Here is a 21,002-nt window from a genome sequence, read left to right as displayed (position 1 = left end):
GGTCAGTCGCACGACCATTTGGTCGCGCCAGAAATGAGACTTGCGCCGCAACCCGTCGCGTCGCCGGTTCGCGCCACGGGATCGCCTTCGCAGATGAATTTCGATGATCCCGATACAATCGGCGTGACACCATGGCCGGGAATGGGGCAGGAATGCAGATCGCCTTTTCTGGCGATGAGCTTTCCCTCGCAGCTCCACTTGTCGGCTGACGAAATTACGGTGCCGCCATGACTGGAAGTATCACCGAGACGAACGATCAGTGGCATCAGGCGAGATTTCCGTTGGAGGCAGTAAAAGTGATGTTTGCCGCATCAATCGTGACAGTGTCATCGCTGATGAAAAAGCGGACACCGCCCTTGACTATCACCGCGTCCGGACCATCGTGCGGGCGCGGGTTAGCGTTCGAGTGCGTCGAGAAATCAATAACGGCGTCTGTAAGATCGCCGCTTTCTGACATCACATCGACCTGCTGTCCGACCGTTGGAGGAATATGTGTCGAGATTCCGCCTGCTGCGATTTCCTTCCACGGGATCCAGCCTGTTCGGAAAGGCTGCTCGCCGCCTTCGATTTTCACACGAGCGACGCCTTTGCCATGGTCGATCTCATCGATCACGCCGGTTCGACGATGATTTGCCAGGCGGCGCTCGACCTCGAACAGTCGGCGGTGCAGCTCGACGAGAATATCAGCGAGATTGTCAGCCATCAGATTTTCTTGAAATCGATCCGCGTAATGTCTGGTTCTGTCGCTTCCGCTGCCAGCGGCGGCACATCGCAAAGCGCCCTCGCCTCATCCAGCGTGAAACCAAACCGTCGGCGCTGATCGATGGAATTACGCTGTGTGACGGTTACGCCCATCAGTTCTTGCAGTTTCTGCAAATACGGATGCTGGACCGCTTCCATCTGATCGAGCAGTTTCTGCCATACCGAAGTCGACGCAACCTGCTCGCCGAAAACCGGATCCGGCAACAAATCACAGGTGATGCTTTGCTGATGCGCTGCCATACGGGTGCCGGTTTCGGCATCAGCCGTTCGCCTGCGCTCGACTTTCACGACATCGCGAACAAGCGTCCGCCAAATCTCTGCCCATGGATTGTCTGGATCCATCAAGGCGGCGATTGATTGCCTATCGACGACATCGAGAAACAATTCGAAGGCGGAGTCAGTTGCAGGTATTCCCGGAATGATCGTGCTTTCGCCTGTCTCCTGATTGGTTTCGACCATCGACGCTGCGACGCCCGTTTCAATCAAAAGTTCAGTAAGCCCGTTCTGCCAGAGGCGTCGCGCACCGCTCAGATCTTCCGCCTTCGATCCGTCGGTATAAACCGAGATAAAGGGCTTCTCCTGATCGGTGCGAAGGCTACCGTCCGCGCCGACATCAATCGATCCAATTTCACTGTCGAGAACATTCGAACCGACCGAGGTCGAACCGTTAAGTGCCCCGATTGTCGCGATACGCAGTGCAATTCGACCAATAGACATCAGATCTGCCCCAGCTTCACGACGATGAGATTGCTATATCGATCCGATACTGCGGCGACTTCAAACCAGGGCTTTCCCGCCCTATCATTCGCGCGGACCTTGTCGCCAACCTCCGGATTAGGGCCGGTGTAGGTTGAACGATCAAGGAACAGTTCCGCCTCGCCCAACGACAACCGAGATCGATACGTCCCGGTAGGACCGGGAGCGCGCGAGTCATCCCCACCGACATGCAGGAGTGCGATAATCTCGACCGTTGGCCGATCAGGATCGATCACCTGCTTTTTCATGAAAGACAGGCGAACCGACTCGCCATAGCTACGTGCCATCTTTTGATCGACCATAGCTTCCAGTTTTCGCCAGTTCGCCATGTCGCTTACACCGAAAGACGCACCGCGCCGAACTCGGACGGGTTTGCTGCCGCTTCGGTGGCGTGACCGATGAAGGTATTGCCGGATGCCGCCGTCGAGATATTCTTGTCAGCGGCAACGTAATAGACCTTGGCGCCAACGACCCACGCTTGCGCGGAAACCTTCGGCAAGGCGAAGACGCCCTTGGTAGCGATTTCCACATCTTCGCCAGCTTTTGCAGAGAACTGGGCAACGCCGAACAGATCGCCGACAACAACCAGGTCGCCAGACTTCACGTCGGCTGGAGCCGGAACGGTGACGCTGTCACCGGCCTGAATATAGTTTTTCATGGGAGTTTTTCCTTATGAAGGATCAGAACGGAAAGGATGGCGGGTCAATCGACCCGCCAGCAGTTGATCAGGCCCCGGCGTTCTTGTAGCCAAAGCGATAGTCGGTCGCGCCACAGCCGAAGTCATGTTCAACCGACATGCTGAAACCTTGACGCCCGAACGGCTCATCCATGCGCACGCGCGGTGCCTCGTAGCCTTCCAGATAGCCCCAGCGATAGTTCGAGCCTGCTGCCGGGTCAGAGAACAGATGCCAGGCATTACCCTTGATCTGGGTGCTTTCGATCAGCTCAAGCCTGCCAGAGAAAATGTTGACATTCGCAACTGTCGCAGGCGTGATCGAGGTCAAAAGCTTTTCAGCTTCGGTCAGCTTATCCGGCCCGACAAGCATGATCCGCGGCGAGTTGGACAGCAACGGATTTCCATCTTTGCTTTCCTGCTTGCCCATAGCCGTGCGACCAAGTCCGACGCTATCAACGGTGATGGCAGAAGCGGTAGCGGCCAGGTTCTTATGATCCGCATCAAATACGGTTTTGCCGTCAGCAAGTTTGCCGTTAAACGCACCCGCATAGAAAGTGACTTCCTCGAACAGTGCGACCGACGCACCATAGCTGGTCAGAAGCTCGGAGATCGCCCCCAGGTCGTCATTGATCAACATCTGGCGGCTGATGTTGAGCGCGATGGCATAGCTGTACGCCTGCACTTGCTCCTTACCTTCACCGAACGAGCCGTATTTGATCTCGCCGTTTTCCAGCACCTTTTTCAGGAGCGGGAAATCACCGACCTTAACGGTGGTATCGGGACGGAAATCACGGAAATTTCGCTTGCGTGCGAATCGCTTGAATGTCGGCTGGGCAAGCGCATAGCGCTGTTCGAGCGTCCGGTTGACGGCACCTTCGAATATTGCCGGGAAATCAGAGGTTGAATGCGAAGCGCGCGTAAACACATCGTCGATGTCACGGGCATTCATCATGCGACGACCGCGATAGTTGACGCTCTCGGCAGCCAGATCGACAAGGCCCATACCCATATACTGGCGAGCAGCTGCGGAAGGACCAGCCTGCGGCGTCGGGGCACCGAGACCGTATGCCAGCGCCTCAATCTGGGCTGACCGACGAGTGACCGCCTCATCGTGGACCACATCGACACGCACACGGCTGTCAGTCGGGCTCTGGCGCTCATTCGAGACCATGTGATCAAGGAGCAAGCTGCGGAACTGCTCGACCGGTGTGCCTGCGCGAACATGCTCACGACCGAGATCCGGAAAACCGGAACGGGTAGCCAGATCCTCAATAATGCTGGAACGCTCACGCTCGGCATTCACCGCCTCATCGACTGCGGCTCGAACGGACGGATCAACAGTCGGCGCGTTGCGTTGTTCGTTTTCCATCCGGGTAATATCCGCCCGGACCTGGTCGGCTTCGGCCAGAATAGCCGTATGTTCCTGCTCGATTGCCCGAACAGCATCTTCATCGAGATCATCGGTAATACGAGCGCGAGTAGCTTCCGCACGGCCAGTAATCTCTTTCAGCTTCGAACGCAGGCCCAGCAAGGCAACGTTGGCACCGATCAGGTGCATTCCGTCAGGCTGTACGAAAGCACGATAATCGAGGGATGCTGCATGCGATGGATCTGCGGCGAACAACGCCATAGCCAGACCGACGCAGACAAATGCGGCGACGGTCGCGAAAATGTAAGCACCCTTTTTCATGGTGTGCGTTTCCTTCTATGTACCGGGCAAAACAAGCGCCGTCGCCCTGCAACCCCCGGAGAATTGCAGGCGGCAAACTGGAAATAGAATTGCTGGATTAAGCGAGGCGGCGGACGGCTTCGGCCATTCTCATCCGGGCTGAGGCCGCAAAGGTCGAGACCGACTTACGGTCGATCATGAGCGGGAACGTATCCGCGTGATTGCGAACCTGTGCGCCGGGATCTGCCGGAACCGTCACGAATGAAATTTCGTTCGGCGTCCAACGCTCGACGAACACCTTTTCGACATCGCCCTTTTTCTGGGCTTCCTCGATACGGATCTTGTCGATGGAATAGCCGACCGACACATTTTTGATGATGCCATCGGAGACAAGGCCGAACATGCGGTCGGCGCGCTCGTCGATCCCGGCTTTTGGAAACCGTATCTTCGCTTTACCTTCACCGCCGTCAACCCACGCCCGTTCGACAACCGCGACCTGCGAAAATGTCGACCAGACGGAATGACTATCAAGAACCGGCGCACCGGCATTCATCCGCGACAGATCGATTGCTTTATCGCTGACAAGCAGGATCTCGTCGAACGGTACTACCGTATCCCAGCCGGCAAAACGGCGACGGCGAACAGTTGCGCCGGTAGTCCATACCAGATCCAGCGTACGCGTTTCAGCATCGACACCGGAAGGCAACAGCCGGACTTCCTGCATCTGCATTGGCAGACTGTCCGGCATTTTGCGCAGGTTAAGTTTCGTCATCGTTTTCGTCCTTCTCAGGAGGATCGTCGGTATCGACGGGCTGCTGGACCTGACCCGCCTGCGAGATGCGGCGTGGATCGCTGTCCAGGATGATGCCGCGCTTGTCGAGCTTGGCATTGTCCGACTGGATTTCGTCCAGAACGTCATCAGTGTTTTCACCGGTCTCGGCGATTGCAGATGAGAGCGAACGAAAACCGGCGCGAACTTCCTTGATCCTGGCATTCACATCTTTCAGCGGATCCGCCGAGTAGAAACGCGGCGGCGACCATTCCACCGCCACTGTCGGAGTGCTGATCTTCCCGGCGAGATAGGCAGCTTCACAGAACCAGTCCCACATCGGCTGCAATAGCATCGGTATGATGATCTGCCATTGCAGCATTGAGATCATGCGCCGGAAGCCTTCCAGACCGATCTTGCTCGACGAGTAATTGACCTTGTCGAGGCGACCCGTCATCAGTGCATAGGGAACGCGCCAACCAGCTGAGATCGTATGCAGCATCGAAACTTTATAAGGATCGTAGCTGTCGGTTACGGCAGGCTGAGAGAATTTCATATCTCGACCGCCAACTGCATTGTAGAACATGCCCGGCGTGAACTTTTCGACACGCTGGCCGTGCACATTGTAAATGCCCGGTGTTGTTGCCTCGCCATCCTTGCCGGTCAGCGGCATACCTATTGTGTCGTCAATGTCACCGCCGGTCATCACACCGACAATGCAGGACTCAAGGCGTTTTCTGACAAGCTCGGATTGTTCGTACTCGGCCAAATCGAATGTATCGTCCATCGCAGGCGTTCCCCATGGAACGCCCCTGACCTGCGTGCGCTGCTTTTCGAAGACATGCGCAATATCAGCTGCCGGAACGGGCTTCGAAACGATGGTCGATTGCGGGTCAAAGAAGCTGTTTCCGGGGTGAGACCCGAACATCCAGTAGGCGCGCTTGCGGCCTATCGCATCGAACTCGATCCCCTGAATTGCCTTGCCGCCCCCAGATAATACCCCTTCCTTGGTACTATCGAGCAGGTCCGATTCAATCACCTGTAGCTGCAGCGGGACCGGCAATCCATCTTCCAACCTGCGGCGGCGGCGGCGTACAATACCGTCACCACTTTCAAACATCTCTCTGACGGTCAGGGCAACGATGCCGTTGAAGTCGAGATCGCCATCAGCATCGCAAACCTTGCTCCATTCCTGGAAAAGCTTGATTGCTTCCTTGTTTTTCGAGCGTGGGATAATGCCGTCACCGATGGCATGGCTGACCAGCTCGGAAACTGCTTTCGCCGCATAAGGATTGTTGCGGACCAGATCCCGCATACGGTCGCGAAGCTTGCGACCGGCGCGAGCGATCTCGGCATCCGCCGATGTCGACTTTGCACGACGGCCTGATTTCAGGCGATTTGTTTCCGCACCGGAATAGCTACGCTGGACGATCTCCATTGCAGCCCGGTGACGAACACGGCGCAAGCCTGCCTCCGGCGACACGTAGCCGATGGCCTTATCAAGAATGTTCCCAATGCCCATTAGTCTAACGCCGCCAGAATAGTGCGAGGGCCGCGTGATTTACGGGCCCGAAGATCCGCAAGCGCTTCCCGCATATCTTTCAAGGAATGATATTCCACTTCACGGCGGGTGCCGCCTGAGTGGAATATGACTTTCTTCGCGCCGGTCAGAATAGCTTCCTCTAGCGCTGCGATCTGATCGTCTATTGACGCCATGACTATAACCACTCCGAAGGTGCGATCTGTGGAAGGGATGAAACAGGTTTGATTTCCGGTGGCGTCGACAACTCGCCCTCACGGTGCGCCCAGTTCGCATTCACCATCTGGCGAGCGGCGAAGGCATAAACCGTGCAGTCGAGAGCTTCGTGTCGTCGCCCCGGCACTGGCACGAATTGCCGAACCGTTTGTCCGCGCGAGTATTTGACTACCAGTTGCTCACCTACGAGCTGTTCAAACCAGACAACAGGCAGAACTTTCGAAAAACGCATGGAACCTGCGCGCGCCAGCCGACCGAAAATATGACTCTTGATGCCGTCGACACCGACGATGAACAGCTTTCCACCCTTGACGGTGGACTTGGATTTCTCAATCCATGGCCGGTTGCCGCCCACGCCCTTGATCGCAAACACGCGCCTGCGGAACCGCGGGAAAGCATAACGATAGACAGTCTCCATCGTTTCGCCGTCCGAGCTATCGATGCAGGTCGCATCGACCTTGATCTTGCCGCCGAGCGGATGATCCCATTGAGTGCCGAGAGCAACATCCAATTCCGACCAGGTTGTATGATCGTCGTATCGACCCCAGATCACCTCATGTCCGAGGGCGTAAGGAATCCCCTCTTTGTCCCAGCCAATGAAGGTGATTTCCAATCGATCATCCTGCACGTCAACGCCTGCGGTGATGATGAGAACCTGGACAGGAATGCCGGTCGTGGCCGTCGCATCGTCATCGTCTGGAGTTTCCGCAACCAGACTGAAATCTTCGGCGCGGCTTGCAAGCTCGATATCATCCAGCTCGTCAGTGTTTTCCTTCCAGCCTTGCGCGAGGATCGTGTTGATGAACGTTTGAAGCTTCGACGGATCATTCTTCGCGCCGACAAACTCTTTCGCCAACCGACCCCAAGAGGCATTCGGTAGCAAGGATATCAGGGCATTAATCCGAAACCCTGCATGGTCCTTGACTTCCGGCTTCAATGCCCGCCAGCGACCATTCGCAACCATGCCGGGCTTGTGGCGTTCATCGATAACCGAGCCACACTCCCGGCAAACATAATAGGCCTTCTCCGGCTCACCTTCCGGCCACTGAATGTCTGACCACTGGATTTCGTGGAAGTACCCGCACTCAGGGCAAGGCACCTCATAAATTCGCTTGTCAGACTGTTCATAGGATTGCAGCACATGGCTGGTTTCCTCATAAACCGGTGTCGACCCCATAACGATCTTGCGATCCGCAAACGACAGGGTCCGGCGCTCGGCAAGCAGGATCGGCGACCCTTCCTTGGTCGCCGACATGCCGTCAGCTTCGTCGATAAACAGGATGCGCACATTATGGCGGCGCAGGTTGCGGGGTGCCTTCGCAGCAATGACTTTCAGAAAGCCGCCTGGAAAGCGCCGGGAAAGCAGAGTGTTTCTGCCGCCCTCATCCACATCGCCGGTCAACAATCCGTTGAGTGCAGGCGAGGCATCAAAGATAGGCTCGACATCCGAAACCATATAGTCGCGGCAGTCGGCCTCAGTCGGCAGGAGCGAAAGGATCGGCGACGGATCGTTCGAACAGAAACTGGCCATCGCGCTTGTCAGAAGCGTCGTGAAGCCGACGCGCACCGGCTTCACCAGTGTGACACGCTCTATCGCGCTGTCGCCGATAGCGTCGGCAATCTCGCGCTGCGGTGGCCAGAGCCTGACCCGACCAGTGAGAGACGATACACCCTCAGGAAGATAAACTGTCTGCTCAATCCAATCCGAGAGCTTCAGTTTCGGTGGCGGCGTCAGGGCTTCCCACACCGCCCGCCGCAAGATCGCCAGAGCCGTCGTCATCGTCCTTTTCACCAAGCTCTGTAAGTGCCGTGCGAATTTCCTCGTCGATCAGGTCGACATCGAAAGTGGTTAGGTGGGGCAGCATCTGGCGGCATCTGGATGGAACCGCCATCATCACGTTTCGGACCCGTCGGGCTATCGAAACCCATTCGTTGCGAACCTCGGCAATCGGGACCAATTCCTTGCGCATTGCAGCATTACGCAATGCTGCCTGGTCGGCCTGCTCTCGCGCCAGTCTGGCGCGTTCTGTTGCGAGCGTATCGACATTGTCACCGCCTCGCCCCGCCGCGATCCCGCGCAGGTGCTCGCAATAGAGCTGGACGGACTTGCGCAGGTCGAAGCGATTCCGACCTGTCTTCACGATGATTCCACGTTCGACGTAATCGGATATTGCCCGCTTCGAAACGCCCAGGATCTCTGCGAGATCCGCCGCTGTTATCTCGGCATCGTTTTCAGGCTGCTCGTCATCCTCAACCGGCTCTTGCTCCGGCAAAAGCGGCTGCGCGGCCTGATCGACGTGCTTCTTGTGCGATTTGGCAGCAAAGCTGGGGCTGACACTGAACTTTTCCGCTGCCTGCCGGACGGTATGGCCTTCCTCAATGAAGGCTATCACCTGCTGGCGCAGCTCGTCTGAATACCCTTTGGCCATGTGATTCCGATTCCATTCAAAGGGCGGTGGAATCCCCCTGTAAAAATTCGCAGAGACCGAAATCCCGCAGTCGCGCTCACCCGCTCCGGTGATAGGCCCGGAAAAGGACCCAATGGAGGGGGGATGGGGTCAGGATCGGTCGGTCGGGTGCGCCCGACCTTCGACCCGCTCGCCGGTCGAAACGTTCTCTCGCACGATCTCCTAAAGCACTAGCTTTTTTAGTGCAGCATCGACACGCTGTTGCAGCAAAGGTGCCGCTGTTCTCTCAAATGCCGATCTCGTCGCGCCCTTGGTCATTTCCACCGGGATGAAAACGCCCGACCGGGTATAGGTGATCTTGGTTCCAGACGTGTTCAGCCTATGGAAAGCATGGCCGTAAAACTTTGGAACGTTGACGCGACCGGGAAAGCGTCCGCCTTTCAGAAATGATCCCGCGAACAACTTCCGCTGCCCGAATGGCTTTGCGGAAACGCCTGCACGCAATTCGCGAGGCGAAAGATATTTCAGACGAATATCGCCGCCTCGCGTCACCATTTCGTAGGAAAGCTTGCCCGGTCGAGCAACGCCCGGATCCCCAACGGCCTTGACGATTGTCTTGCGCGCCAGTCCCGTTTGCTTGGTCAGGTTTCGAATAACCTGCGTCTTTGCCCGGTTGCCCACCTGATTGACGATACGGGGCAGCACCGTCGGAAAGCGCGAATTGAGAACCGCTATCCTCGATCCAAATAACGAGAGGTGCTTGTCAGCCCAGTGAGCCGTGATCGTAGTCATGATCGCAATTCCACGTCACTTACAGGCGCTGCTGCTGAAATAGTCATCCATCGTGCAGAAATGCTTTGCGCATCCACTCAGCGCGAAAGCCACCAGCAGCAGTGCGATCAGGACAAACAGTCGATTGTCGATAGTTCTGATCATTGGCGCGGCCTTTCAACAAAACCGTTTATCCTTAGTACAAACGAAAAGAGCGCCTTGCGGCGCTCATCGTTCGGTGAAGTCTGGACATAGCTTACGCACTGGCCCTGAATCGATGCCTGCCATTCTGGCGGTCAGGGCGGGGTCCGAGCGCGACCACCTCAGGAACTAGTCCCCACGTTTTACCGTGTATCGAGGTTCACTATTCATACCGGATCATCCCGTGAGCAGATTACGCTCACAAAGGTTCGAGAATTGCAATAGGCACGGTCATAGCCACTGGCCTGCCCATAATCGAAACCTCAATCACAACCAGACCGTTGCCTTTTGTTCCACCCGAAACCAGTTCTGCACGGCAACCGGCAAAAGGACCGTCGGCAACACGTGCCCATTTCACCCCGAAAAACTTCCGGTGAAAATGCTCGTAATCATATTTACCATCTTCGGCTTTCGCTTTGAAAAGAAATACCTTTTCGGCACTGACCAGAAATGGCGCTTCATATCCACCAAGGATCGAAACGACGTGATCGAAACTCAACAGACCGGCAAGGCATTCGTTCAAAACTGCACAGCGTACAAGCACGTAACCATTCATGACGGGCTGCTGTTTTGCCGGAATGACTCGATGCTGTCGACGAACTACAGGCCCCATTTTCATGGGGACAAGTACTTCGATATTTTCTTTTTCGAGCGCTTCCCGCACCGAAAGTTCGCGTCCTGACGCCACCTGCAGCACCAGCCAAGGAGAATCATCGCCAACGCGATTCGCAGCCGCCGCCCTCATTCGAGCGACCCTGCGACGCTCAGCCAGCACCTTGTCGATAGCGCAAGCCTGCTCGAATGTCGGCTGTCTGGTGATAGCATCTGCAATCTGCTTTGCGTCAATTGCCATCATTTTCACCCAATCCCCTCAGTGCGATTTCGAAACCGTTCAAACCCTCCGGCCCACCAGCCGGGAAATATGCCCACTCGGCGTTTCCGGGATCCGGGAACCATGGCCAACCCTGCTGGCTGTGGAAATCGGCCCACGCCTTCCATTCGTCGCCGCCAACGCGAACCTGCACCAGCAAATCCTTGATCGCCTGCAGGCGAGCTGGAACAAGCGCACCGCGACCACCGGCTGCACGCTCGAAAAGCTCATTCACTGCTGGAAAGCCCTGCTTGGCCTGCTTATCGTGCAGCAGATATTCCTCGGAATAGCGCCCACTCTCCACCAAGCCACGTTCGATCTGGGTCAGGCCAACAACACGGGTGGGGCCGTTCAGCAAAAGCTCATAAACCCTTGCACCCCACATCTTGCCCAAAGGCGCTGCCTGCGCAGATCCGGTCTGCTCTACCGTCGCCTTGGCTGGCAGCTTCTCCCAGCGTCTTTCGCGAAGATAAACCGCATAGGAGCAAACCAGCTTCCGGCCCGTCGCCTTTGCAGCCTCGACGTAGCGCCCAGCCTCGTCGACTGCGGCTTGACGTTCCTCTGGCGTCAGAGACAGCCAGACGCGGAAAGCCTCAGGCTCACTATCGGATATCGCTGTAGGCCACCCATGGAAACCACGCTTGAACGAACGCTCGACAGATTTCCGGCTTTCCCTTCCATCGTCCTCATTCTCGCGCGCTCTCTCACCTAATGGTTTATCTAATGGTTCTATTACGGTTTGGGTGACACCGTGACACCCGTCGGCGTCCTCAATGTCACCCGTCGGTGCTTCCGTTGTCACGGGTGACACCGTGACACCCGTGACACCATGACACCCGTCGACAGCAGGTTTTCCCGCCTGCAAATTGTCCAAAGCCCGCATATCGAAATCGTACCGCGTGGCCTGCCCCGGTCGTCCGCCGCCCTCGGCGACGACAATCAGCAACCCTTCATCGACGAAGTCGCGCAGAAGACGCTGCACCGTACGCTCGGAAAGCTCTGTTTCAAGCGCAAGCCGTCCAACTGTAGGCCAGATTCCGCGCCCGTCATCGTCCGCGAAATCCGCCAGACGGATCGCGAGCATCTTGCGGCTCGGAGATCCAAGTTGGGCCTTGAACAGGCGTGACATGACAGCGATGCTCATTGTGCTGCCTCCAGATACTCAGCGGCAGGCAAACGCCCCCACTGGTCAGCCATCGCGGCTGCAATGCCTGTGAAAAACCGGCTGCGCTCGCGCCAACGGTCAGGACCTGGCGGCATACGATGCACGCGCGCCTCCCTGCCCTCGACGATGTCGGTCGCTGTCAACGGCGGAAGGTTACGCAGCCAGAAGCAGGTGCGCTTGACCTCACCATGGCCAAATTGCCAAGGCTGGACGCTCTGGGCAGGCGGCGCATAGTTTGCGATGCGGGCTTTTGCATGCTTGTGCATGACAGGATTTTCGACGCAAACGCGGTGAATGGGTGCGTTCCAGAACGTTGAAAACAGCTCTGCCGCTTCATCCAGTTCGCGCCAGATCTGTTCGACCGTCTTGCCACGCGGGGGCACCGTCAGCCAGCGAACGCCGGAATTGCAAAGCCGCGTGCATGGCGGATGCGCAACAATCAACAGATCCCAACCATCATGGAGCAGATCCCGAGCATCGCCGACAATATGACGGTTTGTCCTGTCCTCAGCAGGGAGAAGATCGCACGACCATGCATCGTGTCCCGCATCGAGGAATGCATTTCGCACCGTGCCGGAAAACTCACAAGCCACGAGAACGCGCAACGGTTTTATCGTGCCAGAATTTGTCGTCATTGCCCAACCCTCAGCCACACCTCAAAATCGGCGCGCAAATCGCCCCACCGATCTGCTGCAGCGGCATCGCTATTCAGTTCTTTTCTTGATTTGATCCGCAGGACGGCGCGCAATGCATCTGCGGCAGTATCAGCCGTCAGCGGCCCCTCAGCGCCGTGCCGTTCCTCCAGATAAATCCGGAAGGAAGCCTGATCACATTTCATGGCAGCTTCCGCCGCGAAGTCCTTCGAAACACGCCGCTTTTGCTGAACGGGCGCGGCCTTGCGTGATGCCGCAATTGCGCGGTCGACAAGCCCCAGCAAAAACCCGACCATATCCGGCGCGTTGACCAGAAAATCGATTTCATCCGGCGTTGCTACGGGATGAAAATTCGCGATTTCGATCAATTCGCCATTACGAGTTTTAGCTTCGACAAACGTCGTGTTGTCGACACAGCAAAGCTGCCAGCGCGCGCCGTCGAGCGCCCGATATCTATCTTTGATCTTCCGCAGATGATCGGCATCAGAGGTCATATCACCTCCAGCCATTCGACAATGTCGATGCCGCAGTTGAGCGCCAGCTGTCGTTCGGCATTCGCCCCCTTGGACGCCCGCCAGCCCGGCAGCAAAACTATCGTGTCGGCTTCAAGACAAATGAAGTTGCAATATGACGCGAACGCTTGTCGTATCGGGAAAAGTTCCGGTGGCCCCTTGTGCGGATACTCGGCGGGGTTATAGACGCGATGCCCCGCCAAGCGGAGAGCGGCGGCGGCTCTGCGAAAGGCCGGATAATTGAAATCCGGCAATCCGGTCATTGGCCCGGAAAGATAGATAATGCGCGGGCTTCCCAATGTGGCGATAAAGCAGTTGGAGCACATTACGCGGCCTCCACGTCGGCGGCAGGCGCTTCATATCCCCATACATCCCAGCCGGGACGCTTACGGCGCGCATTCAGTTCCAGCTTTGGGAGATCCGGATAAAATTTCTCGATCTGCTCGGCGAAATATTCGGGCTTGGCGGAATGCTCGCCCTTCTTTTCGACATAGACCGTCGGCGGCAGCATTTCCGGCAACGGACACGCGACCTCGCCGCGCCGTCCGATCAGCAGCAGTTCATGTCGGTCCCTGCCCCAATAGCCGGTGCCGATATCGACCTTGTCCCAAACCCAGTGATGAACGTAGGTAAAACCGCAAGCCTTCATGACCCGCAGCGAATCCGGCAACATCGGATTTGTGGCCCAAAGGAAAAGTACAGCAGGATGACTTCCGCCGATCAGCTCCACCATCTGGGCGACAATTTCGTCGGTGGTCATCGTCGGATAGTGATTCTCGGCACTCTTTTCGCGCCCCGTCACTTCCGAATGAACCTGAAATTTCCATGCCGGATCTGCATAATACACCGGATAGAGCCGATCCAGCTTTGCCGGTGCCGTCGCCTTACCGCGCTCGGCGGTCAGTGCCATTTCCGTAAGTCTGACAGCGTGACGCACCTTCTGTTGCTGGGCGCGAATGCTCTTGTTCTCGACTTTGATGCGCTTTTCTTCCGCCAGCGCACCCTCGACCCACGCAATTTGCGCAACATCCGACGGCAGAGCCTTGAGGCGATCCAGCGTAACACCATTATCGAGCCGGGTGCCCCGCAGCTTGTCGAGCGCCGCCTTGCAGATCTTTTCCCCTCGCTCGGCATCGCGCCGGATGCTTCGCTCTGGTTTTCCCGTCAGCTCTGCCGTGGCGGCTACAAAGCTCTTGCGTTCCGACCGGTCGACCAAGTGGCCAACTTGGCCGTTTGATTTTCGGTCGCCGCCATGCCCCGTTTCCGGGTATTTCAGGAGGTAAAGCTCCTTGCGCCGGAAAACAAACATGGCGCGATCAGCTGGCGTCAGTTCGGCACGGGCAAGATTCTCGTCGATCTCCCAAAGCTCGGCATCGAGCGCGCTTTCTTTTCGCACAAATGCCGGGATTTCCTCCCAGCCTATGGCAAGCGCAGCAGCCACCCGGTGGGCACCCGCCGACAGAATGTAAGGCGATGCGCCCTTGCGTTTGCTGTCGTTTGCCCGGACCGTGATCGGCGTCCGCAAGCCCAGCTCAGCGAAGGAGGGCTTCAACGCCTCAACCTTCGCCGGATCCACATCGCGCAGGCGCTTGCCCGTATCGATATCGGCTATCCGGATCATTTCAGGTAATAGCGCGTCCATGTCACCGCCCCGCAAGAAACAGAAAGAAGATGAGAAAAGCCGCGACTGGTGACTCAGCAACCAACGCGGCACAAACGATCAGCGCGACCTCGCGCGGCTGGAAACGAGCGGTCATGGACCGATCCGGCGAAGCGGCTCCCTGCCGTGCAACTGGCGAAAATCGTCGCGCAGCTCGGCCAGCTTTTCCCAGCCCATGACCTGCCAGCGTCCATCCACACGCTTTACGGCAAAGCGATTGCCCTTGCGCCGAACCTCGACGCCGAACCCTTGCATTTCATATTGCGTGGCATCAAAGCCGGATCTGACACCGCATTCGAAGCGACGAGGCCCACCGTGTGATGCAATCCATTGATCGACGAGCGCGGAAACAGCAGTCATTTTCCTGCCTCCAGACGACGCAACACGTCCTCCAGCGCTCGGATCGCCTCGCGCACTTCCCTGGTGATTTCCCGCTTTTCACCGGCGTCAATGCGTCCATCTTCCAGCGCCGTAACGATGGATTTCGAAACGTCCATGGTCTCGGACATGACGCGGTGTGCGTCCATTTCCGTGAGAGGCACATTGTCGGGTGCTTTCATGGCCCCCGATGCTGTCGGGACAAGCTCATATCCGAGCAATCCAGCTGCGGCCTTTATGATGGTCGGTGTTTGCGCGCGCCGGTCGACTTCGACCGCGACATCAATTGGCATGAAGCTGTCGGCATGTTCCTCGCCGAACGATGCGTACTTGGAAAGCGTCGATACGCCGACACGCGTAAAGGGAACGATGCAGGAAATGCCGCCCGACAGCATGTATGCGCCATCGGTAGCAGACTTGAGGGAACGCTGTTCTTGCTCGGAAATTGTGCGCACGGAAACACCCCTGAAAATTTCAAGGAAAAAAGTTCGTCAAAGGATTCGGTGAAGTTGATCAGATCCGCCCGTAAGGTCGGGCTTCAACGGCTACGGAGGCAGCAATGCAGGGATCGAAACAGAGCGGCAAGCACGCCAGCGCCGGAAGAACCGGCGCGCTTGCCATCCACCATGGCGCATGGCCTCATGCGAGTGTGAGAACACAGGAGAATCAGGGCCATGGGGGAATGGGAACTGCCGACGCTTGCGGAAGCTTTCGAGTTTCTCTGGCGAAGCCAGCTTTCGAACATTATCGCGACAATCAGCCTGGTCGTGGCGATCATCAACTATCGACTTTATCGCCGTCAGGAAAGGCGCGCGGACTCGGACATGATGCCGGAGGTAAACGTATCCATTTCCCCGGACAGCTACCCAAATGGCGCGAGAAAGCTCACGGTAAAGGTCAGGAACAACGATGGCTTTGGCCTTGATGGCATTCGCCTTACAATCAAGGCTCCGCGTGGTGCGAAACTTGTTCGCTACAACGATTATGTATCCATCGCGGACTATTCCGGCGAAGTGAAAGTGGCTGACATCGAACCCGATGGCTGCAGCAACACCGTTCCGCTGGACATCAAGTGCGAGAGTGCAGGGAAAGAAACCCGCACACAGGGACTTATTCGATGGAAAGGCACGGGCGATACGGATCACGAGGACTTCCTCCTCTTGCTTCCACCCAGATCGCGCTGGCGCTCCGGCCAAAACTCCGGATCCAATTCGCCACGAGATTCTTTGATGCACCATTCCTCATGGAGACGAGCAAAATGTTTGATCTCATGCAAATCACGTCGCAACGAAAATATCTCCTGGAGGATCATCGCGGTGACGGATATTCCAGCTGCAAAATAGAACAGCGTTACAACCCAGATTACTCTATGGGCATCGAGAAGATCAGCCATGATGCACCTCAGAAACAGGAGCCGGGGCGCGTCCGGCGTCATCCTTACGGCGCGCCCCGGCTTTTACGCCCGATGGGAGGATATCAGGCGATTGGAAACTGGTTGCAGGAGCGGGATTCGAACCCGCGACCTGTTGGGTATGAACCAACTGAGCTACCGCTGCTCTATCCTGCGACAAAGAAGCTGGAGCGTCCGAGGGCGGCAGGGACGCTCCAGCATCGCCCGCAGAGGAACTGACGGGCGAATTCTTTTCAAGGCATCTGCTTGCAATGCTTGAAATACGGTCAGCACAAAAAAAGTCTTCGCGAACCAGATCGACACCAGTGGTGCGGCAGTATTCTAGAAGCTTCTGCTGATCACGAAGGGGGATAATGCCGTCGCAACCCTCACGCTTTGAAGACGGATACGCCCAACGATAGATACGCGACGGATGTTTACCAACGATAGCTGCTACCGCCTTCGCTCCACCCAAGTAATCAATAATCGTTTTTGCAGGTTCCATATCCATAGCATGGATATTTGCGATCTTCGCAATTTTAAGTCAAGAGGGATTTTGCGATCTTCGCGATAGAAATAATCGCGACTATCGCAAATATTAAAGCATGGATATTCAGAAGCGCATCAAAGAATGGATCATCGGCGAGCTCAAGGCGCGCGGGCACGGATCTAAAAGCAAACTGGCGGCACATCTAGGCGTCAGACCCGATGCCATTACGAGAATGCTTAACTTAGCGCCGAATAAAGAAGTGCGAATTATTCACGCAGAAGAGCTTGTAAAGATAAGCGAATTTTTTGGTTCGCCACCTCCTGGTATTGCCGATACAATGTCATTCAACGACGACGAGTTTCTTCAGGCTTACAATGCGGCTGATGATGAGACAAAGGCGGACTTGAAACGCTATTTAAAATTCCTGACTGAATCAAAACGAACATAAGAGCGCGCTTTTCCTCATCAGTGAGAAGCCTCCAACATTCCAGCCCGTCATTACTCATTTATACCCACCTCACACCCTTTTCCCGGTGAATGATGCTGGAACAAGAAGAACAAAACAAGAATTAATTTACTATCCACACATACACACAGCGAATCGCATAAGCGCAAGTTGCGATGATCGCGATATTCTCATATTTGATATTTTGCGATGATCGCAATTTTTAGTTTGACAATTTTTTGCGATTATCGCAATTATTGACTCGCCCCCAACGGAAAGCTGACCGCGCCGGATCGGGTTTGAGTAGAAGGCGCGGTCGGCTCTCCGGATTGAAGCGGAGAGAACAAATGTCAGCAAGGCAATCTGTAGCGGATAAGAAAATTAGCGATCCCAGCCAGGGCGATACCTATAGCCGGCTGCGCAGGATCGCCCAGTTCTTTGGCGTGAGAAAACAGCCAATATTTGCTGAGATCACGAACCGCGTTCTTTTGCAGATGGAGGGATCTTCACTGCGGGAAGAAGTCCTTCCGCAGGGATATGTCTTCGTTCCAAATCAGCACGGCGACGGTATCGATGACAAAACCCGTCGTTATGGCCCTCGGGTGCAATGGCGCGGCACAACCGCTTCGCGAAACGAAGGACTGGTTTCAATTTCCTTCGTGAACGCGACAGGCGCAATCACGCGGCTGTCACTGGATTTTGAAAGCGCGACCAAGCTACGCGATTCAATCAACGCCCACCTGCCTGCCCTCGTCAAGACGCCAGCGGTCGAGGTGCCGTCATGAGATGGCACCCCGATAATAAATTGCCAAGCCGAACGCTGCTGCGCCCGTCACTTGGGGTTTTCCATTTCAAACTTGAAACCCCTCATCGGGAACCAGTTGGCGAATACCCTTCGCCAGAAACCGACCGCATAGCGATATCCAGAAGCTTCTGCTTCGGAGTATGTTGCATTAACGGCGGCGTTGAAGGCAATTGCTTGCACGCCACGATAAGAAGGTGGCGAGTCGGCAGTCGCTCTCTCCTTTTTCGCCCGAAGCGATCGCAACTCCTCAGCAGATCCATCGCATTCTTCGACATCGGCGAGAAGGTTGTGATACCGGCTGCGAAGCGCGCGATGGTCTCGCGCGCCGCCCGCCGGGTCGACGACCAGGAGAACCACGCCAGCCAACGCCGACGCCACTACAAGCCATGCCGGGTTTATCGCAACCGTGTTGGTCATGACAGCAATGGCGCTCGTTCCGAGAAACACCTGCAATCCGGTGAGGAAGCGGTTAAGGCGAGCGAGGGCCTGCTCTCGCATAGCGTGGTAGGCGATCAGCTCGCGCAGCCCAAATCTGAGATTGTGGCGCTCTACTTCGTCCGACGGGGCGGCGGTGGCGGCGGTGCGAAGTTTGTATCGCCTCTTTGCCCACCTTTGCCCGGCAGCGGCGACGGCGTGGGTCGTGGTGGTGGCGGAGGCGGCGTCGGCTTCCCGTCCTTCGATGCGTACCATTGCGATGGCTCCATCCCATTCATCTGGTCGTGTTCCTTTCCACGATTAGGTGTAGGTGCCGAATCGCGCTCCCCGCGACTCGGCACCACCAATTTACCAAGCAACTTCATTCCCACAGCGGGAAAGTGCAAGCCTTTCACAAGGATTAGTTGCGCGCGCCCGTTATCATCGAGCGGAGTGTAGAATGGCAGAGCATTTCAATATCAGCCCGCACATGACGGCAGCGGATTTCGATTGCCCGATCCGTAATACTTATCTCGGACAGGCGCATATCGCCGGAACGGGACCGGAAGGCACAACCTGCCGCCAGTGCAGGCACTGGGGCAAAAAGAAGCTCGTTAAAGACAGCCGCGGCAACTATGTCGAAAAGTTTGCCCCCCAAAGCGGAATGGCAAAAAGAACAAGCTGTATCCGGGCGAGCCGAAAGACGCTTACTGCCTCAAGCCCATCCTCAACAAAGCAAAGCGAGCCATCCCGCATCGCGCGTTGTCGTGCCGATTTTTCGAGCCGAGCGAGAACCCGATGCCCATTCTCACCGGTAAGGATGCGTAACCATGCAGGATAATCACGAGTTTAAAACCGAAACAGGCGGCTTTCACTTGCCGACGGCATACCAGACCGAAGACAGCGACCTGAATTACATGATCGTTCTGTCCACTCTGATTGCGTGCGTCGCTTGCGCAGCCATTCTGGCATCTCGAATTTTCGGCTGATCGACCGAATTTTATGGCCCGTTGGTCAGATCAGGGAGAACGGCAGGCAATAGCGGATGAAACCCGCGATGCCGTTCTCGATACGATCTTCAACCAGTGGCGCGAGATCCGCACATCCGGCGTGTCCGCCGAGGACGCCTTGGACGGCCTGACCGAAGGCCTGCTGGCAGCGGTCGCATCACTCATCACCGCAGTAACCGCGCCGGAAAGGCGCGAGTCAATGCCGCGATTGGCGGCAAACCGATTGATTCATCAATTCAAAATCACCCGCGAGAGGGGCTTGGATCCGCATGACTAAGATTGTTGCATACAAAGGCTTTGACGCCGAGCTGCGCTGCCGAGGATACCAGTTTGAGCTGAGTAAGAGCTTCCAGCATCAAGGCGGCGTTGTCGCTTGTGAAAGCGGCTTCCATGCCTGCGAATACCCTCTTGATGTCTTCGGATATTATCCTCCAGCGAGCAGCCGTTATGGAGAGGTCGAGCTTTCCGGCGACACTAGCAAGGAAGGTAAAGACACCAAAATCGCAGCAGCCGAAATCACCATCAAAGCCGAGTTGAAAATCCCGGAATTGATCGCAGCCGCAGTGCGCTACATCGTCGAGCGGGCCAAACGCATTGATGGTCATCTCGCATCTGGCGAACGCGAGCTAATAGAAGTTCAAGGCGACCGATCGATTGCAACTGTATCAGGACTCTGGAGCGCTGCCACCGCAACAGGATACCAGAGCGCTGCCACCGCAACAGGAGACCGGAGCGCTGCCACCGCATCGGGAGACTGGAGCGCTGCCACCGCATCGGGATGGCGGAGCGCTGCCACCGCAACAGGAGACCAGAGCGCTGCCACCGCATCGGGATGGCGGAGCGCTGCCACCGCAACGGGATACCAGAGCGCTGCCACCGCATCGGGAGACCGGAGCGCTGCCACCGCAACGGGATGCCAGAGCGCTGCCACCGCATCGGGAGACTGGAGCGCTGCCACCGCAACGGGATACCAGAGCGCTGCCACCGCAACAGGAGACCGGAGCGCTGCCACCGCATCGGGAGACCGGAGCGCTGCCACCGCAACAGGATACCAGGGCAAGGTACGCGGCAAGGAAGGCAGCGCGCTCTTTCTCGTCGAGCGTAACGACCAAATGGAGATCGTCGCGGTTTGGTCAGGCATCGCCGGTCAGAACGATATTAAGCCAGATACGTTTTACACCCTCCAAAACGGCAAACCCGTCGAGACCGAGTAATGGCCCGCTCTCGCAAGAAACCTCCAATGACTGCCGAGCGCGTGGAAAATGCGCTCGATATCCTCGCGCGGATCATGGCCGGGGCACCGAAGGGCGAAGCCGTCCTTATGGTCCCGCTGTGGAAGCGCCTGGAATCCGAGCTGGAGAAATTGCGAGACGCTGAGGACGTAGTTGCTAAGGCAATCAACCGCTTACAGAGCCGAACGCAAGTTTCACCTTAATAGGTT

Annotated in this window: 30 protein-coding genes and 1 tRNA gene; 6 read left to right on the top strand and 25 right to left on the bottom strand. The window is 56.7% G+C overall.

Translation table 11 applies throughout. The annotated features are described in order from the left end of the window. Positions 1–2: 2 nt before the first annotated feature. From OHI65_RS14925 to OHI65_RS14825, 21 genes are all read right to left on the bottom strand, one after another. A complete protein-coding gene (locus OHI65_RS14925; protein WP_264359129.1) occupies positions 3–266 on the bottom strand; it encodes a PAAR domain-containing protein in 264 nt (87 codons plus the stop codon). Then, positions 266–703: a phage baseplate assembly protein V gene (locus tag OHI65_RS14920; protein ID WP_151654484.1), complete on the bottom strand. Its 438-nt coding sequence runs from the start codon at positions 701–703 to the stop codon at positions 266–268. The genes OHI65_RS14925 and OHI65_RS14920 overlap by 1 nt, the downstream gene beginning before the upstream one ends. Then, positions 703–1,479: a hypothetical protein gene (locus tag OHI65_RS14915; RefSeq protein ID WP_264359128.1), complete on the bottom strand. Its 777-nt coding sequence runs from the start codon at positions 1,477–1,479 to the stop codon at positions 703–705. Before OHI65_RS14915 ends, OHI65_RS14920 begins: the two co-directional genes overlap by 1 nt. Next, positions 1,479–1,847 (bottom strand): hypothetical protein, encoded by a 369-nt coding sequence (locus OHI65_RS14910; RefSeq protein ID WP_264359127.1) that lies wholly within the window; start codon positions 1,845–1,847, stop codon positions 1,479–1,481. The genes OHI65_RS14915 and OHI65_RS14910 overlap by 1 nt, the downstream gene beginning before the upstream one ends. A 5-nt stretch (positions 1,848–1,852) precedes the next feature. Beyond that, positions 1,853–2,176: a DUF2190 family protein gene (locus OHI65_RS14905; protein WP_264359126.1), complete on the bottom strand. Its 324-nt coding sequence runs from the start codon at positions 2,174–2,176 to the stop codon at positions 1,853–1,855. 67 nt (positions 2,177–2,243) lie between these two features. Beyond that, the gene (locus OHI65_RS14900; RefSeq protein WP_264359125.1) at positions 2,244–3,884 is read right to left on the bottom strand and encodes a hypothetical protein; all 1,641 of its coding nucleotides are present in this window, start codon (positions 3,882–3,884) and stop codon (positions 2,244–2,246) included. Between the two features lie 97 nt (positions 3,885–3,981). Next, a complete protein-coding gene (locus tag OHI65_RS14895) occupies positions 3,982–4,635 on the bottom strand; it encodes a hypothetical protein (RefSeq protein ID WP_264359124.1) in 654 nt (217 codons plus the stop codon). Next, positions 4,622–6,154 (bottom strand): phage portal protein, encoded by a 1,533-nt coding sequence (locus OHI65_RS14890; protein ID WP_264359123.1) that lies wholly within the window; start codon positions 6,152–6,154, stop codon positions 4,622–4,624. The genes OHI65_RS14895 and OHI65_RS14890 overlap by 14 nt, the downstream gene beginning before the upstream one ends. Further along, entirely contained in the window at positions 6,154–6,348 is a 195-nt protein-coding gene (locus tag OHI65_RS14885; RefSeq protein WP_041545160.1) for a phage head-tail joining protein, read from the bottom strand. Before OHI65_RS14885 ends, OHI65_RS14890 begins: the two co-directional genes overlap by 1 nt. A 2-nt stretch (positions 6,349–6,350) precedes the next feature. Further along, positions 6,351–8,168 (bottom strand): phage terminase large subunit family protein, encoded by a 1,818-nt coding sequence (locus OHI65_RS14880; protein ID WP_264359122.1) that lies wholly within the window; start codon positions 8,166–8,168, stop codon positions 6,351–6,353. Next, complete coding sequence (locus tag OHI65_RS14875) at positions 8,083–8,817, bottom strand: terminase small subunit (RefSeq protein WP_264359121.1); 735 nt, start codon at positions 8,815–8,817, stop codon at positions 8,083–8,085. The genes OHI65_RS14880 and OHI65_RS14875 overlap by 86 nt, the downstream gene beginning before the upstream one ends. 201 nt (positions 8,818–9,018) lie before the next feature. Further along, positions 9,019–9,588 (bottom strand): hypothetical protein, encoded by a 570-nt coding sequence (locus OHI65_RS14870; RefSeq protein ID WP_264359120.1) that lies wholly within the window; start codon positions 9,586–9,588, stop codon positions 9,019–9,021. Positions 9,589–9,603: 15 nt separating this feature from the next. After that, the gene (locus OHI65_RS14865; RefSeq protein WP_255482242.1) at positions 9,604–9,732 is read right to left on the bottom strand and encodes a hypothetical protein; all 129 of its coding nucleotides are present in this window, start codon (positions 9,730–9,732) and stop codon (positions 9,604–9,606) included. A gap of 235 nt (positions 9,733–9,967) precedes the next feature. Then, entirely contained in the window at positions 9,968–10,624 is a 657-nt protein-coding gene (gene nusG, locus OHI65_RS14860) for a transcription termination/antitermination protein NusG (RefSeq protein WP_264359119.1), read from the bottom strand. Next, positions 10,611–11,783, bottom strand: a complete 1,173-nt coding sequence (locus tag OHI65_RS14855) for a helix-turn-helix domain-containing protein (protein WP_264359118.1) — start codon at positions 11,781–11,783, stop codon at positions 10,611–10,613. The genes nusG and OHI65_RS14855 overlap by 14 nt, the downstream gene beginning before the upstream one ends. Further along, positions 11,780–12,439 (bottom strand): hypothetical protein, encoded by a 660-nt coding sequence (locus OHI65_RS14850; protein WP_264359117.1) that lies wholly within the window; start codon positions 12,437–12,439, stop codon positions 11,780–11,782. The genes OHI65_RS14855 and OHI65_RS14850 overlap by 4 nt, the downstream gene beginning before the upstream one ends. Then, positions 12,436–12,951: a hypothetical protein gene (locus OHI65_RS14845; protein ID WP_264359116.1), complete on the bottom strand. Its 516-nt coding sequence runs from the start codon at positions 12,949–12,951 to the stop codon at positions 12,436–12,438. The genes OHI65_RS14850 and OHI65_RS14845 overlap by 4 nt, the downstream gene beginning before the upstream one ends. Beyond that, the gene (locus OHI65_RS14840; protein WP_114215502.1) at positions 12,948–13,295 is read right to left on the bottom strand and encodes a DUF4406 domain-containing protein; all 348 of its coding nucleotides are present in this window, start codon (positions 13,293–13,295) and stop codon (positions 12,948–12,950) included. Before OHI65_RS14840 ends, OHI65_RS14845 begins: the two co-directional genes overlap by 4 nt. Continuing rightward, positions 13,295–14,611, bottom strand: a complete 1,317-nt coding sequence (locus OHI65_RS14835; protein WP_264359115.1) for an MT-A70 family methyltransferase — start codon at positions 14,609–14,611, stop codon at positions 13,295–13,297. The genes OHI65_RS14840 and OHI65_RS14835 overlap by 1 nt, the downstream gene beginning before the upstream one ends. Positions 14,612–14,722: 111 nt before the next feature. After that, positions 14,723–14,989: a hypothetical protein gene (locus OHI65_RS14830; protein WP_264359114.1), complete on the bottom strand. Its 267-nt coding sequence runs from the start codon at positions 14,987–14,989 to the stop codon at positions 14,723–14,725. Continuing rightward, a complete protein-coding gene (locus OHI65_RS14825; protein ID WP_264359113.1) occupies positions 14,986–15,462 on the bottom strand; it encodes a phage regulatory CII family protein in 477 nt (158 codons plus the stop codon). Before OHI65_RS14825 ends, OHI65_RS14830 begins: the two co-directional genes overlap by 4 nt. A gap of 219 nt (positions 15,463–15,681) precedes the next feature. Between OHI65_RS14825 and OHI65_RS14820 the strand changes: the two genes are divergently transcribed. Beyond that, positions 15,682–16,350: a hypothetical protein gene (locus OHI65_RS14820; protein WP_264359112.1), complete on the top strand. Its 669-nt coding sequence runs from the start codon at positions 15,682–15,684 to the stop codon at positions 16,348–16,350. 149 nt (positions 16,351–16,499) lie between these two features. On the opposite strand, the gene OHI65_RS14815 is transcribed toward OHI65_RS14820, so the two are convergent. Then, positions 16,500–16,574, bottom strand: a tRNA-Met gene (locus tag OHI65_RS14815). Between the two features lie 428 nt (positions 16,575–17,002). Between OHI65_RS14815 and OHI65_RS14810 the strand changes: the two genes are divergently transcribed. Next, positions 17,003–17,335, top strand: coding sequence for an XRE family transcriptional regulator (locus OHI65_RS14810; protein ID WP_114215507.1), 333 nt, complete (start codon positions 17,003–17,005; stop codon positions 17,333–17,335). A 344-nt stretch (positions 17,336–17,679) separates the two neighbouring features. Continuing rightward, positions 17,680–18,117, top strand: a complete 438-nt coding sequence (locus OHI65_RS14805; RefSeq protein WP_264359111.1) for a hypothetical protein — start codon at positions 17,680–17,682, stop codon at positions 18,115–18,117. Positions 18,118–18,164: 47 nt separating this feature from the next. Here the strand turns inward: OHI65_RS14805 and OHI65_RS14800 are convergent, their stop codons facing one another. After that, positions 18,165–18,827, bottom strand: a complete 663-nt coding sequence (locus tag OHI65_RS14800; RefSeq protein ID WP_264359110.1) for a hypothetical protein — start codon at positions 18,825–18,827, stop codon at positions 18,165–18,167. Positions 18,828–19,381: 554 nt separating this feature from the next. Between OHI65_RS14800 and OHI65_RS14795 the strand changes: the two genes are divergently transcribed. Both OHI65_RS14795 and OHI65_RS14790 read left to right on the top strand, forming a co-directional pair. Continuing rightward, positions 19,382–19,540: a hypothetical protein gene (locus OHI65_RS14795; protein ID WP_162750369.1), complete on the top strand. Its 159-nt coding sequence runs from the start codon at positions 19,382–19,384 to the stop codon at positions 19,538–19,540. A gap of 13 nt (positions 19,541–19,553) precedes the next feature. After that, positions 19,554–19,838, top strand: a complete 285-nt coding sequence (locus OHI65_RS14790) for a hypothetical protein (RefSeq protein WP_264359109.1) — start codon at positions 19,554–19,556, stop codon at positions 19,836–19,838. Here the strand turns inward: OHI65_RS14790 and OHI65_RS14785 are convergent. Then, positions 19,804–20,166, bottom strand: a complete 363-nt coding sequence (locus tag OHI65_RS14785) for a hypothetical protein (protein WP_264359108.1) — start codon at positions 20,164–20,166, stop codon at positions 19,804–19,806. The two genes, OHI65_RS14790 and OHI65_RS14785, sit on opposite strands and share 35 nt — an antisense overlap. A gap of 32 nt (positions 20,167–20,198) precedes the next feature. Further along, positions 20,199–20,702, bottom strand: coding sequence for a hypothetical protein (locus OHI65_RS14780; protein ID WP_264359107.1), 504 nt, complete (start codon positions 20,700–20,702; stop codon positions 20,199–20,201). 99 nt (positions 20,703–20,801) lie between these two features. Between OHI65_RS14780 and OHI65_RS14775 the strand changes: the two genes are divergently transcribed. Further along, positions 20,802–20,996 carry a hypothetical protein gene (locus tag OHI65_RS14775; RefSeq protein WP_114215513.1) on the top strand — a complete coding sequence of 65 codons (195 nt, stop codon included), beginning with the start codon at positions 20,802–20,804 and terminating at the stop codon, positions 20,994–20,996. The last annotated feature ends 6 nt before the right edge of the window (positions 20,997–21,002 follow it).

Origin of the sequence: Brucella sp. MAB-22 (assembly GCF_025908475.1) — a bacterium.
In the GTDB taxonomy this organism is placed as follows: Bacteria; Pseudomonadota; Alphaproteobacteria; order Rhizobiales; family Rhizobiaceae; genus Brucella; species Brucella anthropi.
Note: the sequence above shows the minus strand (reverse complement) of the source record. Positions and strands in the feature narration are given on the sequence as shown.